The organism is Pseudomonas sp. SWRI18 (assembly GCF_014268345.1).
In the GTDB taxonomy this organism is placed as follows: domain Bacteria; phylum Pseudomonadota; class Gammaproteobacteria; order Pseudomonadales; family Pseudomonadaceae; genus Aquipseudomonas; species Aquipseudomonas cedrina.
The window spans coordinates 1-14,051 of sequence record NZ_JACCQQ010000002.1 but is presented as its reverse complement, the minus strand read 5'-3'; the positions used below and the strand labels follow the sequence as shown (position 1 = coordinate 14,051).

Annotated in this window: 11 protein-coding genes and 1 rRNA gene; 5 read left to right on the top strand and 7 right to left on the bottom strand. The window is 59.6% G+C overall.

Translation table 11 applies throughout. From position 1 onward, the window contains the following. Nucleotides 1–115: 115 nt before the first annotated feature. Genes H0Z09_RS02735 through H0Z09_RS02715 form a run of 5 tightly spaced genes read right to left on the bottom strand, consistent with a single transcriptional unit; the run spans nt 116 to nt 4,735 of the window. Complete coding sequence (locus H0Z09_RS02735) at nt 116–1,036, bottom strand: LysR family transcriptional regulator (RefSeq protein ID WP_186687046.1); 921 nt, start codon at nt 1,034–1,036, stop codon at nt 116–118. A gap of 51 nt (nt 1,037–1,087) precedes the next feature. After that, nucleotides 1,088–1,936: an ABC transporter permease gene (locus H0Z09_RS02730; RefSeq protein ID WP_106805510.1), complete on the bottom strand. Its 849-nt coding sequence runs from the start codon at nt 1,934–1,936 to the stop codon at nt 1,088–1,090. A 12-nt stretch (nt 1,937–1,948) separates the two neighbouring features. Next, the gene (locus tag H0Z09_RS02725; protein WP_186687044.1) at nt 1,949–2,800 is read right to left on the bottom strand and encodes an ABC transporter ATP-binding protein; all 852 of its coding nucleotides are present in this window, start codon (nt 2,798–2,800) and stop codon (nt 1,949–1,951) included. Nucleotide 2,801: 1 nt separating this feature from the next. Then, nucleotides 2,802–3,827, bottom strand: coding sequence for an ABC transporter substrate-binding protein (locus tag H0Z09_RS02720; protein ID WP_186687041.1), 1,026 nt, complete (start codon nt 3,825–3,827; stop codon nt 2,802–2,804). 14 nt (nt 3,828–3,841) lie between these two features. Next, nucleotides 3,842–4,735: a TauD/TfdA family dioxygenase gene (locus H0Z09_RS02715; protein WP_186687039.1), complete on the bottom strand. Its 894-nt coding sequence runs from the start codon at nt 4,733–4,735 to the stop codon at nt 3,842–3,844. Between the two features lie 357 nt (nt 4,736–5,092). Between H0Z09_RS02715 and H0Z09_RS02710 the strand changes: the two genes are divergently transcribed. From H0Z09_RS02710 to H0Z09_RS02690, 5 genes are all read left to right on the top strand, one after another. After that, complete coding sequence (locus tag H0Z09_RS02710) at nt 5,093–5,803, top strand: GntR family transcriptional regulator (RefSeq protein ID WP_076951476.1); 711 nt, start codon at nt 5,093–5,095, stop codon at nt 5,801–5,803. Nucleotides 5,804–6,129: 326 nt separating this feature from the next. Continuing rightward, a complete protein-coding gene (locus H0Z09_RS02705) occupies nt 6,130–6,888 on the top strand; it encodes a DUF3050 domain-containing protein (protein ID WP_186687036.1) in 759 nt (252 codons plus the stop codon). Then, a complete protein-coding gene (locus H0Z09_RS02700; protein ID WP_186687033.1) occupies nt 6,885–7,841 on the top strand; it encodes a diiron oxygenase in 957 nt (318 codons plus the stop codon). The genes H0Z09_RS02705 and H0Z09_RS02700 overlap by 4 nt, the downstream gene beginning before the upstream one ends. Next, on the top strand, nt 7,829–11,206 hold the full coding sequence (locus tag H0Z09_RS02695) for an amino acid adenylation domain-containing protein (protein WP_186687030.1): 3,378 nt from the start codon (nt 7,829–7,831) through the stop codon (nt 11,204–11,206). The genes H0Z09_RS02700 and H0Z09_RS02695 overlap by 13 nt, the downstream gene beginning before the upstream one ends. Nucleotides 11,207–11,224: 18 nt before the next feature. Next, complete coding sequence (locus H0Z09_RS02690) at nt 11,225–11,683, top strand: SRPBCC family protein (protein WP_186687027.1); 459 nt, start codon at nt 11,225–11,227, stop codon at nt 11,681–11,683. A 46-nt stretch (nt 11,684–11,729) separates the two neighbouring features. Here H0Z09_RS02690 and H0Z09_RS02685 read toward each other — a convergent pair whose 3' ends face one another. Both H0Z09_RS02685 and rrf read right to left on the bottom strand, forming a co-directional pair. Then, nucleotides 11,730–13,610 (bottom strand): methyl-accepting chemotaxis protein, encoded by a 1,881-nt coding sequence (locus tag H0Z09_RS02685; RefSeq protein ID WP_186687024.1) that lies wholly within the window; start codon nt 13,608–13,610, stop codon nt 11,730–11,732. Between the two features lie 351 nt (nt 13,611–13,961). Beyond that, nucleotides 13,962–14,051, bottom strand: a 5S ribosomal RNA gene (gene rrf, locus H0Z09_RS02680); the annotation flags it as partial.

Sequence of the window (14,051 nt, the reverse complement as noted above, 5' to 3'; positions counted from 1 at the left end):
GTGTTGATGCCTGTGGGAGCTGGCTTGCCTGCGATGGCGGACTGTCTGATACAGATTGGTTATTTGGCCCACCGCTATCGCAGGCAAGCCAGCTCCCACATAGACCGCATCCACTTCAAGCCGGTTGTGCTTCCAGCCATGTGGCATGACAGCTCTCGCGCATGGTTTCACGCAGCCATTTATGGGCGGGGTCTTTGTCGAAACGCGGGTGCCAGAACTGGGCCAATACCAGCGTCGGCAGGGAGATCGGCAAGGCAAACGCGCGCAGCGGCAGTTTGAGGCGGTTGGCGCTCAGGAGCGCTTCCTTGGGCACCGGCAGGAGCAGGTCGGAATCGGGCAGCATGAACATGGCGCCGTGAAAGCCCGGGGCGATCATCGCCACGCGGCGCTCCAGGCCCTGGGCGTTCAGCGCGGTGTCGATCGGCCCACGGGCAATGCCGCGCCGCGAGATGCTGATATGGGAATAGCTGGCAAAACGGGCGGCGGTGATTTCTTCGTCGAACAACGGATGGTCTTCCCGCGCCAGGCCGACGAAGGTAGTGGAAAACAGGTTCTGCACCTTCACCTCAGGGCTTGCCGGCAGGGTGTTGCTCACCCGCAAATCCAGCCGCCCTTCGCGCAGGGCTTCGTCGTCGGTGTCGCCTTCGGGCACGAAGCACAGCTCGCACAGCGGCGCCATGCGCTCCATGGTGTCGAACAGGCGACCGCCATACACGCCAATGAAAAAGTCATTGGCGCGCACGCTGAAGCGGCGGCGCAACGTGCTCAGGTCCACCTGATCCGCCGAGCGAAACAGCAACGCTGCCTGCTCAACCACGTTGCGCACCTGGCCCTGCAACTGCAGCGCCTTGGGCGTCGGCACCAGGCCGCGACCGGCGCGCACCAGGATCGGATCGCCTACGGCTTCGCGGATGCGCGTGAGGGTGCGGCTCATGGCCGCCGGGCTGAGGTTCATGCGGCGCGCCGCGCCGACTACGCTGCCCTCATCCAGCAAGGCGTCGAGGGCGACCAGCAGGTTCATGTCCGGTAGTTGCATGCCAGGCACTCGTGTTCGGTGGGGAGTGAACTCGGCGCAATCGTAGCGTATTCAGCGCTGCATGCCCCAGCGTTTCACTGTGAGCCGCTCGAACGTGTCAAAGACCAGGTTCTCCACCAGCAGGCCGATCAGGATCACCACGGCCAGCCCGGCGAACACTTTGTCGGTATACAGCTCGTTGCGGTTCTGGAAGATGTACCACCCCAGGCCACCCTTGCCGCTGGTGGCGCCGAACACCAGCTCGGCGGCGATCAGCGTGCGCCAGGCAAATGCCCAGCCGATCTTGAGGCCGGCAAGGATCGACGGCAGCGCCGCCGGAATCAGGATGAACAGCACGAAACGCATGCCCTTGAGGCCATAGTTGCGGCCAGCCATGCGCAGGGTTTCGGACACCCCCAGAAACCCCGAGTAGGTGTTGAGTGCCAGTGCCCAGAGCACAGAATGCACCAGCACGAAGATCAGGCTGTTCTGCCCCAGACCAAACCACAACAGCGCCAGCGGCAACAGCGCGATGGCCGGCAGCGGGTTGAACATGGACGTCAGGGTGCTCAGCAGGTCGCGGCCCAGCTGGGTCGAGACCGCCAAGGTGGTCAGGGCAAACGCCAGCACGATGCCGATCAGGTAGCCCTTGATCAGCACGACCAGCGAGATACTCACCTTGCTCAACAGCTCGCCGCTGAGCAAGCCGTCGTAAAGGGCGTGAGCGGTCTGGAGAAAACTGGGCAGCAACAAGTCATTGTTCTGGTAGCGCGCGACGGCTTCCCAGAGGATCGCGAGCACGATCAGGATCAGGCCCTTGCGCAGCCAGCCTTGTTGCCACAGGCGCTGGCGCAGGGGCAGCTCGCGTTCCACAGGGACGCTGAGCAGCGGCTCGAGGGTGATTTCGTATTCCTGGCGCATAGAGTCACCCTTTCAATAAGCGATGCGGATGTCGGCAAAACCCAACTCACGTTCGGCCTGGGGTGCTTCATCGAACAGCAGGCGATGAATCCGCCGCGCCGACGCCTGGAACGCCACGCCACCGAGGCTGTGCAGGTCATATTGATGGCTGTGGATTTCCGCGCGCACCCGTCCGGGATGGGGCGACAACAGCAGGATACGATTGCCGACCACCAGCGCCTCTTCGATGGAGTGGGTGACGAACAACAGGGTAAAACGCACCTCTTCCCAGAGCAGCAGCAGTTCTTCCTGCATCTTGCGCCGGGTCAGCGCGTCGAGGGCGGCGAAGGGTTCGTCCATCAACAGGATTTTCGGCTGCATGGCCAGCGCCCGCGCAATCGCCACGCGGGCTTTCATGCCGCCGGAAAGCGTGTGCGGGTAGGCGTCGGCGAAAGCGCTGAGGCCGACTTTGTCGAGGTAATGCAGCGCGCGTTCTTCGGCGTCGACACGCTTTAAGGTCTTCGAGGCCAGCAGCGGGAACATCACGTTCTGTTTGACGGTTTTCCACGGCGGCAATTGGTCGAATTCCTGGAACACCACGATGCGGTCCGCCCCCGGTTGTTCGACCTTCTGCCCCAGCAAGCGGATCTCGCCTTCGCAGGGTTTGATAAACCCGGCGATGGATTTGAGCAACGTGGACTTGCCGCAGCCCGACGGGCCGAGCAGTACGTAGCGGTCGGCCGGGTCGATCTCGAAACTCACCTGGTGCGTGGCCCGCACCACGCGCTCGGGGGTGCGGTATTCCAGGCTGACGTTATCCATCGCCAGCAACGGCGCGGCGGTGTGCAGGTTGCTGGCCGTGTGGCCTTGCAAGGGTGCGTTCATCTCAACTTCCTTGCAGGGGCTTGGCGTCCTGGAAGAAGTAGTCCTTCCAGGATTCAGGCTTGTGCTTGATGGCGCCGACGCGGTAGAGGAATTGCGCCAGCGGGTAGGTGTTCTTGGGCGTGACGCTGAATTCGAACTGCGGGTTATCGATGATTTTCAACAGTGCGGCGCGGTCGATCCTGGCCTTGGTCACGCGCAGGTAAGTGTCGGCCGCGGCGCCTTTATCGTTCTGGGCGAACTGCGCCGCTTCGGTCAATGCGTCAACGAACGCCTTGTAGGTTTTCGGGTTGTCATTGCGGAATTTTTCGGTGGCGAACAGCACCGTGGGTGAGTTCGGACCGAGCAGGTCGTAGGTGTTGAGCACCACATGCACGTTGGGATTCTCCAGGGCCTGATCCTGGAACGGCGGGTTGGAAAAGTGCCCGGTCAGCTCGGTGCCGCCGGCAATCAGGGCGGCGGTGGCATCCGGATGCGGGACGGCAATGGTGTATTTGTCGAGGCGATTGAATGCGTTGTCGCCCCACTGCTTGGCCGCGGCATATTGCAGGAAGCGCGACTGCACAGACACGCCCACCGCCGGTACCGCGATGCGATCGTTCTCGGTGAAATCGGCGATAGTCTTGACCTTGGGATTGTTGCTCACCAGGTAGTACGGGAAGTTGCCCAGTGATGCCACGGCCTTGACGTTCTGCTTGCCATAAGTGCGGTCCCAGATGGTCAACAGCGGGCCGACGCCGGCACCGGCGATGTCGATGGAGCCTGAAAGCAGTGCATCATTGACCGCGGCACCGCCAGACAGCTGGGTCCAGTCGACCTTGATGTCGATGCCCGCCTGCTTGCCGTACTTTTCGATCAGGTGCTGGTCGCGCACGACATTGAGGAGCAGGTAGACGATGCCGAACTGTTCGGCGATGCGAATCTCGCCTTCTGCCTGCGCGGCCGCTGGCGCAACAAGGCTGCCGGCCAGCAGGCTCAGACCCAGGCCGACGGTCGCGGCCAGGCGTGCAAATGGAATTTTCCTGGACATGGTCATGCTCCGAATCAGAAAGGTCCGTCGCCCTGGATGGTGGTGCGGTACAGCTTGCGGCGCAGATGGCTCGGGCAACCGGCAGCCAGGTGGATCAGCGAGCGGTTGTCCCAGAACACCAGGTCGCGGGGCTGCCAGTGGTGTCGGTAGATGTTGTGTGGCAACACGCTGTGGGCGTAGAGCTGGGCCAATAGATCGCGGCTTTCGTCCTCCGGCAGGCCGACGATGCGGGTGGTGAAGCCCTCACTGACGAACAGCGCCTTGCGGCCGCTTTCCGGGTGGGTGCGCACAATGGGGTGCACCACTTCAGCGACCTGGGCAAGCTGCTCGGGCGTCAACGTGGGTCGCCAGTTGCCTTCGAATTTGGTTTCGCTGTAACGCGCAGTGTAGGAATGCGCGGCGCTGCGCCCCTCAACAGCTTTGCGCAGGTGCTCGGGTAGTTGGTCCCAGGCTTTGTGCATATCGGCGAACAAGGTGTCGCCGCCTTCGCTGGGCAGCTCCTGCGCGTGCAGCATCGAGCCCAGGCTTGGCAGCTCCTTATAGGACAGGTCCGAATGCCAGAACTTGCCCGCGTCACCCAGCCCAATGGATTGGCCATTTTCAATGATGTTAGAAACGATCAGGATTTCCGGGTGGTGGGCCAGCAAGAACTGTTTGAGCACGTGGATCTGCAGCACGCCGAAGCGGCGGCTGAAGGCGATCTGTTGCTCAGGGGTGATACGTTGGTCTCGGAACACCACGACGTGATGCTCCAGATGCGCGCGATGGATGCGTGCGAAATCCTGCTCGTTGACCGGTTGCGACAAATTCAGACCAATGATCTCGGCGCCGACACTGCCGGGCAACGGACGGATATCAAAGGTTTGGGTGGTGGCGGTCGCTGTTGGAACAGTAGAGATGGCGGACATAAGGTCACTCCCGGTCAGACAGGATGTTGACTTTATAGATATAAGAACATCAATTTAAATACCGTTAGAGAATAACGATAGACAGAAAGTGTTCTGGCGCGATCCCCCGCGGCTGGGCGCCCAGGGTCATACTGCGCTGGCCTGATATCCGGGTGTCATCGCCATCGCCGGCTCGAAGGCAGGCAAGTTGAACGTGGCTGCGTAAGACTCGATAAAACCTGGCTGTGGGTGCTCGGAGCGCTATGTTGAGCCGCTTACAAGCCGAAACCGTGCGGGTTTGACAAGCTTATGGGCAGCCCCTAGTGTGCCTTTGGATCCAATTAACCACCCCATTATAATAAGGAGCGTAGCGTAACCGTGACGCATAAGCCGACCCCTTTGAACAGCATCAAGATCAGCGGACCTATTCCCGCGCATCTCGCTCGCTCCGTGATTGAAGAAACCTTGCGCAACGCCATCCTGGATGGTCGGTTGCCCTGCGGTACCGCCATGCGCCAACAGGAATTGGCCAGCTTGTTCGGGGTCAGTCGGATGCCGGTGCGTGAAGCCTTACGCCAGCTGGAAGCCCAGTCACTGTTGCATGTGGTGACCCACAAGGGTGCCGTCGTTGCACCGTTGATCGAGGATAACTCGGCCGAAACCTATGAACTGCGGATGCTGCTGGAATCTGAGGCGCTGCGCCTGTCGATTCCTTTGCTAACCGAGGCAGATATCGTCGAGGCGAACGCCATCATCGACGCTCTGGAGCAGGAAAAAGACTACCGCGAGATCGGTCGCCTCAACCGGCTGTTCCACATGACGCTGTATGGCAAGGCGCCGAACCAGCGGCTGCTCAAATTGGTGGAACACGGTTTGAACGAGGAAGAACGTTTCCTGCGTTACAACCTCGAAGCCATGGGCCTGGGTGAGACTTCCCAGGAAGATCACCGTGAACTGCTGAGCCTGGTGGCGCAAAAGAAAACCGCGCAAAGCATCCTGACGCTGCGCAATCATTTGATGCGAGGCATGGAGGTGATCACGGCGTACCTCAACGGCTTGGATGTCGACAACATTAAACGCACGCAATAAACACACCGCTGCTATTTCGAACTTCACTGTTGCGGGGCTGCCTGGCTAACTATTAGCGCGCCGCCCCGTGGAAACTTCCCACCGACAACCAAGAAAGTAACTTACAGCACATATTATTTAGAAAAACTTCTAACACATTTGTATGCTCGCCAACTTGTTTAACCCGCTTATCATCTTTTACTCCTGAACCAGACACTTCACTAGACGTTGCAGCCCTTTCATGGAGCGACCCTGCGCGCCGGCGGCTGGTTGATACTCACTCACTTCTTGCCAACAAAACACTTATCGCTGTGTTCACAGCAGACGCAACAATTAAGGCACCAACCATGCATCAACCGTTACTTGAAACAGCAAAACTGCAGTTATGCAATCATCCGTTATTTTCAGAAATAACTTCCCTGCGCAAGTTACAACTTTTTATGGAGAGCCACATATTTGCCGTCTGGGACTTCATGACCCTCGCCAAACGCCTGCAGCAGGACTTGACCTGCACTCGCCTGCCCTGGCTGCCACCTGCCGACCCGCAAGCCGCACGCCTGATCAACGAGATCGTGCTGGCTGAGGAGTCAGACCTGCATCCGGGGGAAGGCTATTGCAGCCACTTCGAACTTTACTTGGAGGCCATGACTGAAGTGGGCGCCAGCACCTTGCCTATCAACCGCTTTGTCGCGCTACAACGCCAGGGCGTGGAAGCAACTGCCGCCTTACAGGAGATCGAGGTGCTTCCCGGCGTAGCCTGCTTCGTCAGCGGCACCTTGCACCTTGCGCTGAACGCGCCGCCCCATTGCGTGGCGGCAGCCTTTCTGCACAGTCGCGAGCATGTCATCCCGACGATGTTCACGCGCCTCCTGAACGCTGATGAAGGGGTCCGTCGCCAGGCACCTACCTTGTGTGCCTACCTCAAGCGGCACATCGAATTGGACGCCCAGGACCATGGGCCGGCAGCCGAACAGTTGCTGCAGCGCCTCGCCAGTGCGGACCCGGCGTACCCGCAACAGGCCAACGACGCCGCCCTGGCGGCTGTGGAGGGGCGTATCGCTTTCTGGGACGAGGTTCGGGCCTCGTTGCAAGCGGTGCACCCATGAACGCCGCCGACTACAAAGCCATCGCCGATGACTGGGAGCGCCGCGCAACCATCCGCACACGTCCTCGTCGCTTACTGGAGGACGATGACAAGCTGATCTATCCGTTGTGCCGCCAACCCTTGGTGCTCTGTGGGACATTCCTGGAACACTGCCCGCAATGGCGCGATTTCGTGCTGGTGCAAAGCTTCTACAAATTCATCAATGACGTCGTAATATTCGAGACCGAGATCGTCGACAAGACCGCGCGCAGCATTGCCAAGAATCAGTTCTCGGTACCCTTCCCGCTTGCCTGTCGCATTGACGCGATGACCGTCGTCGTGGACGAGGACTACCACGCACTGGTTGCGCTGGATTTCCTGCAGCAAACCGTCGCCATGACCGGCATACAACCGTTGGAGCCGCCGCGGGAAATCGAATTGAGCCGCGCGCTGCCGGCGGCGCAGGCACAGGCGCCAGCCCGCTTGCATGATGCAATAGCACTGATTGGCGTGGCCATCGCCGAAAACACCGTGACCCACGATGTAGCGGCATTTTCCAAGGACGCCAGCGTCAAGGCCTCCATCCGTGGCTTGATGGCCGACCACCTGTTTGATGAAGGCCGCCACGCCCGGTTCTGGACACGGCTGGTACGTTTGTATTGGCAAGCTGCGAGCAACGAAGACCGCGATAGCATCGCCCAGGTGCTGCCCATTTTCCTCGCCCATTACCTGACGAACGATCTGCAAAAAAGCTTCGACCTGCACTTGATCGAACACCTCGACATCAGCGCCAGCCTGCGCGGTGCATTACGCGATGAAGCCGCGGCGCTGGCCTTTCCCATCACCCGGCAGCATCCGTTGATGGGCAATATCCTCAGCTTCCTGCAACACAGCGGTTTGCTGCAAACGCCGAGCGTGGTGCAAGCGCTGGACGCTTACCTGCCAGTGTCCCGGAGGGCGACATGCGGCGACTGACCATCGGCTTTGCTGGCGCCAGCAGCGCCTTGGGCGCCATCAGGCATGAACTGGAACAGTATGGTCATGCCTCGGCTGACGAGGGCATCGACCTTTGTCTCGATGACGGCAGCCACGGAGCGCTGGATCACACCGGCCCAATTCCACGACTAAGCCTGCGCCTGGGTGTCGGCCCGGTAGCCGACTGCGGGCTGCCCGCGCTGCAACTACGCGCATATGGGCCTGGACGGCAGCTGTCAGCGGTACTGGACGTCGCGGACGAGCGCAACGGCAATGGCCAGCGCCTGCGCCTGCAGGTCACGCATGCGTTGGTGGAGTGGGTCGCGCTGCACGTCAGTGGGTTTTCGCGGGATCCTGAATATTTCTGCATGAGCGCCACCGCCAATGAATGGCCCGAGCAGGGTTTGGGCGAGCTTGACGCGCTGGCTTTTGTGCATCGCTTCAACCGCACTGAAGACCCTGCTGCCATGCAGGAAGCCCAGGTGCCTGTAATCGAACGGTTGCAGGCCAGCCTTCAAACCTTCGCTGACCGGCCGGCGCTGAACATCGCCGGCAACCAAGTGCTTTATCGTCAATTGCAGCTTCACGCCATGGCGATCCAGCAGCGGCTGCAACCATTGCTGGAGACTGCGCAGACGTCAGCAGTGGTCGGCGTATGCCTGGAAAAATCCACCGAGTTGTACGCCAGTATTCTTGCGGTACTGGGCTGCGCAGCGGTGTATCTGCCGCTAGGGCCGGATCATCCGCCTCAGCGCCATCAGGCCATGCTTGAAAGCGCGGATGCAAGGGTGTTGCTTGACGCCGGCCAGCATCCCTTGCGGGGGCGGTTCATTGCCTTGGATGTCAGCAGTGTCGAACTGCGCGGCGCCGACTTGACGCGACCCCTGATGCGTCACCATCCCGCGGCTGATGCTCCCTGCATGACGTTCTACACCTCGGGGACCACAGGTCAACCCAAGGGTGTGTTGCTCAGCCAGGCTAACCTTGCACATTTTGCGGCGTGGTTCAGGTCCTGTATGGAGCTGGATGAGCAGAGCCGTGTCCTGCAATTTTCGCCGTTGAGCTTTGACTCGTCGCTGATCGACATTTTCCCCGCGCTGATAGTAGGCGCCGAATTGATCGTTCCTGATGCGGAGCAACGACAAAACCCTCGGCAGCTACTGGGTCTGCTCCACCGGCAGCGCGTCACCCATGCCTTTCTACCGCCAGCCCTGCTGAGCATTCTGCCACCAGGACAACCACTGGGCCTGAAGCATCTGATGACCGGCGGTGATGTGTGCGAACCCCATGTGATCGAACGCCTGGCGAAGCAGTGTCGGTTTCATAACCTCTATGGGCCCACGGAGGCGACTGTGCTGGTTACCCATCGGACGTTGAACCCCGCAGATAGCAACCGCAACCTCGGCTACCCCATCGCCAACAGCCAAGTGCTGATTCTGGACGACGACCTGCAGCCGGTGGATGAAGAAGTGATGGGTGAGGTTTATATCGTCGGGCCGGGGGTGAGCCTGGGGTATGTAAACGTTGCGCAACAGTCCGCCCCTGCGTTCGTGGAGCTGGCCGTGCCAGGCGGCCGGGGTTTGCGGGCTTACCGCAGCGGCGATTTGGCAAAGTGGACCGCCGACGGGATCGTACTGGGGGGGCGGCGAGATGATCAAGTGAAGATCCGAGGGTTTCGGGTTGAGCCGCAAGAGATTGAACAGTGTTTGCGTAACAGTCGGCTGTATCGCCAGGTGGCGGTGGTAATCGACCGAGAATTCAGGATCCGAGGCTATGTCGCCCAACCTGAACCGGGGGCCACTGTGGCGGCCCTGCAGCAACACGCGCGGCAGTGGCTGCCGGACTACATGAGACCCGGATTCTGGAATTTACTGCCCTGCATGCCGTGTTCCGGCAACGGCAAAGTCGATCGCGGGGCGTTGCTGGCACTGCCGCTCTCGCCTACTGCGCAGGCTGACTGCTGCGCGGCACAAACCCCGCTTCACTTGCGGCTGACCCGCTTGTGGAGCGAACTGCTGGCATTGCCTGCGGCAAAAATATCTATCGACGAAAGCTTCTTCGATCTCGGCGGCCATTCGATTTTGCTGTCCAGCCTTTTGCTGCGCGTTCGCGAGCAATTCGGCCGTAGCTTCGCGCTTAGCCACTTCATTGAGGTGCCGACGATTCGTACCCTGGCAACCTTGGTGGAGGACGGCGAACGACCCGATGCGCGCTTCAGCCAGGCCGCTCGCGATGCTCAAAGAGAGTGGGTGTACAACACGCTGGCGGATGACCGCGCGGGCGATCCGCACCGGGTGATCGTGACGGGGGCCAATAGTTTTGTCGGTGTCCATATCGTCGAGGCGTTGCTCGCCGGTGGCGCAACCCAGGTGGCCTGCCTGGTACGCGCGGAACCAGGATATTCGGCGACGGCACGCTTTACACAGGCGCTGCGCGAGTATCGCCTGGAGCATCTGGACCTGAGCCGGGTGCAGGTATTCAGCGCCGATATCAGCCTGCATCGATTGGGTTTGGCCTGCGACGCTTATGACACGCTCGCCAAAGACTTCGGCGTGCTGATACACAACGCCGCTCAGGTCAATCACGTGATGGACTACGCGTCACTGGCCAGGGACAACGTCGACCCCATGCTTGAGTGCCTGCGCCTGTGCGAGACTCACTGCAAAAAGGTCTTCAACTTTATCTCGACGCTGTCCGCTGCAAGCAGTATCGACAAACAGGGCTATGTCCTCGAAGCACCCGCCGCCGCCACGCTGCCGCTGTACATCAAGAATGGCTACAACCTGTCCAAGTGGGTCGCCGAACGGCAATTGGGCCGTGCGGTGGAGCGCGGGGCCTGGGTGAACATCTTTCGCCCAGGCAATGTCAGCTTCAACAGCGTTACGGGTGTGTGCCAACCGCAAAGAAATCGCTTGATGCTGATGCTCAAGGGATCATTGCAACTGGGTCAGCTGCCACGACTGGCACTAAACTTCGACCTGATGCCGGTGGACTTTCTGGCTCGGTTCATTGCGTTCCACTGCGCCCGCTTTCAAGCCGACAACAGTGTATTCAACCTGCACAACCCACAACCTTTGAGCTGGGCCCGCTATCTGGATGCTTTCAGCCGAGCCGGCCACCGCTTCAAGCGGGTAAGTATCGCGCGGTGGCAACAGGCGCTACGAACGGTCGGCCAGGACAACGCCCTGTTTGGCGTGTTGGGCTTTTATCTCGGCCGCCTGGATGAAGATATTGGTGACACGTCGAAGATTCGCCACGAAAACGCGCGACAGGGGGTCCGGCAGATGGGCGCACGTTATCCTGAAAAAGATCCGGCGCTGTTGAGCAAAGGCTGCGACTACCTCAAGACCATTGGCTTTTTTTGAATGCCTCAGGACAACTTCATGAAACCGCTGCAACCCGATACGTTAATTCGCAACCCGAACGGTCTGCCAATAGTGGCGTCTGTCGTGGTCGGCTGTCATGCGACGCGGCTGTGGAACATCGTGGGGCAATTTGCAAGCTTCGATGTGTTCATTCCTGACCTGACGCACATCGAGATGACGGGCACAGGTGTGGGCGCCTTGCGTACAAAGTTTTTCCGCGATGGCAACCGCGTGGTGGAGCAGCTCAATAGCCGGGACGAGCAAGCCATGCACATGACCTGGACCACTATCTATAACACGCTGGGCGTGGCCAGGTTATGGGCGGCAATCCAGGTGCAATCGCTTGGAGCGCAGTGTTCCCGGGTGACATGGACGATTATCGCGGAACCTACAGATGAGGCGAACACAGGGTTTAGACAGTTTGTGCAAGGCTTCGTCGATAGCGCGTTGTACAACGTTCGCCGGATGCTTGGCTGAGCGGGCAGGAACAACGTGAATCGCTCCTGCCTGATCAGTCAGCGGGTCAGATCTTGAAACTATCGACCAGTTGCTTCAACCGATTGGCCTGTTGAGACAGCGCATCGCAATCTTTCAGGGTTTCGTTGAGATTGGCCACGCCCTGCTGGTTCAGCAGGTTTATCTGGTTGATATCCACGTTGAGGGTTTCCACCACGGCGGTCTGTTCTTCGGTCGCTGCTGCGACGGACTGGTTCATGCCATCGATCTCCACGATCCGCTGCGTCACGCTGACCAGGCGCTCACCGGCCTGGTTTGCGACCTCTACGCTTTCTTCGCTGGAGGCCTGGCTGGCATTCATGGTAGTGACCGCTTCACGCGAGCCCACTTGCAGCGACGTGATCATTTTGTGGATCTCTTCGGCAGACTCCTGGGTACGGTGAGCCAGGTTGCGCACCTCGTCGGCAACCACCGCAAAACCGCGACCGGCCTCACCCGCGCGTGCAGCTTCGATGGCTGCGTTGAGCGCCAGCAGGTTGGTTTGCTGGGAGATACCTTTGATCACATCAAGGATGTGACCAATATTGTCAGTACTGGCGTTCAGGGTCTCGATCTGGGTGCAGGACAGGCTGATTTTCTGCGACAGCGCCGACATTGCGAGGATGGTCTGCTCCACCACTTTGCGTCCATCGTCGGCCTGCTCGCTGGCACCACTGGCGTGCTGTGAAGCATCGGCAGCGTTACGAGCGATCTCCTGAGTAGCGGCGCCCAGTTCGTTGATCGCTGCAGCCACGCTGTTGGTGCGCGCGCTCTGCTCGTCCGAACCAATGATAGAAGCATTGGACGAGGCCATCACACGCTGGGACAAATCATGCACTTGGCGTGTAGCCGAGGACACCTCGGAAATCGAAGCGTGGATGCGCTCAACGAATTGATTGAACGCGCTGCCAACTTCACCGAACTCGTCCTTGCTGGTGACAGCCAGACGGCGGGTCAGGTCGCCCTCGCCCTGGGCGATATCCTGCATGGCCACGCCCATGGTGGTCAGGGGGCGCAGCAAGACTTGGATCAGCAGGCTTAGGAGTACGGCAATCGCGACCACGGCGATTAACATGGCGATCAATGCGGAAGTGCGAAACTTGCCCAGCGGTGCGTAGGCTTTGTCTTTATCAATTGAAAGACCGATATACCAATCTGCGCCAGGCAAGCCGCTGATAGGCGTGAATGACAGGATGCGGTCCTGACCATTGAGAACGACGTCCTGATTGACCCTTTCGATTTTTAACTGGGTGCCGGGGTAGATGTCCTTGAGGTTTTTCATCACCTGGTCTTCATCAGGACTGACGATGACCTGGCCGTCGCCGCTGACCAGGAACGCATGGCCGATGCCGCCGAAGTCCACCGAATTGATGATCTTCACCAAGGTCTGCAGGCTCAGGTCACCGCCAACTACGCCGAGCAGCTCACCGTTCTTTTTCACCGGCATCGCGATGGTCACGATCTGCCCACCCACTGCGGCCATATAAGGTGGCGTAAGCATGGGCTTGTCTGCAGCTACCGCTTGCTTGTACCAGGGGCGCTGACGGGGGTCATAGCCGTCGGGCATCTTTGCGTCCGGCCGTTGCGTGAACACACCGTTGGTCTGGCCCACATAGGTGAACTGAAAGTTCGAGGTGAACGCGGATTGGTCAACCAGCCCTGGGAGATCAGCATCACTGCCTTGGTGAGCAATGTTTTGGGTAAGGCTTTCGAGCACCAGTATCCGACCACTGAGCCAGTTCTGGACACTGCTGGCGGTGAGTTCACCGGATTGCTGGATGGACGACTCCAGGTTCTGCTTGATGGTGCTGCGCTGCAGGTAATCGTTGTAAAGGGTAAATAACGCGAAGGCCAACACCACGACGCCTGACGCGGCCAACAGGATTTTATGGCTGAACTTGAGATTCATATCATCGACTTCTTTTTGCCAAAGGGGTGAGCGTGCCGAGAGGAACATTCCATGTAAGGGTTATAGGCAGCTTCTTTGGCCGCTCTATTTCGGTGCACGCATGGCTCTTCAGGCTTTCGGCCAAAGGTTGGCGAAACTTAGAGATTTGTAGGACATATGGTGCTTTTACGTAGGAAACCGACCGGTGGTTGTCGTACAAGCACCCGCTTTGCAAGGGGCAAATGCCTTGTGGAGCATTGCGCTAACGGGTTAACAGTAAGGTCCTAACCGAGAGGCGCATTACCGGCGATTTCGCCGATCTAAACGACAAAACCCCTGTCTGCGTTAGCAGACAGGGGTTCTGGAATTTGATCTTGACGATGACCTACTCTCACATGGGGAAACCCCACACTACCATCGGCGATGCATCGTTTCACTGCTGAGTTCGGGATGGGATCAGGT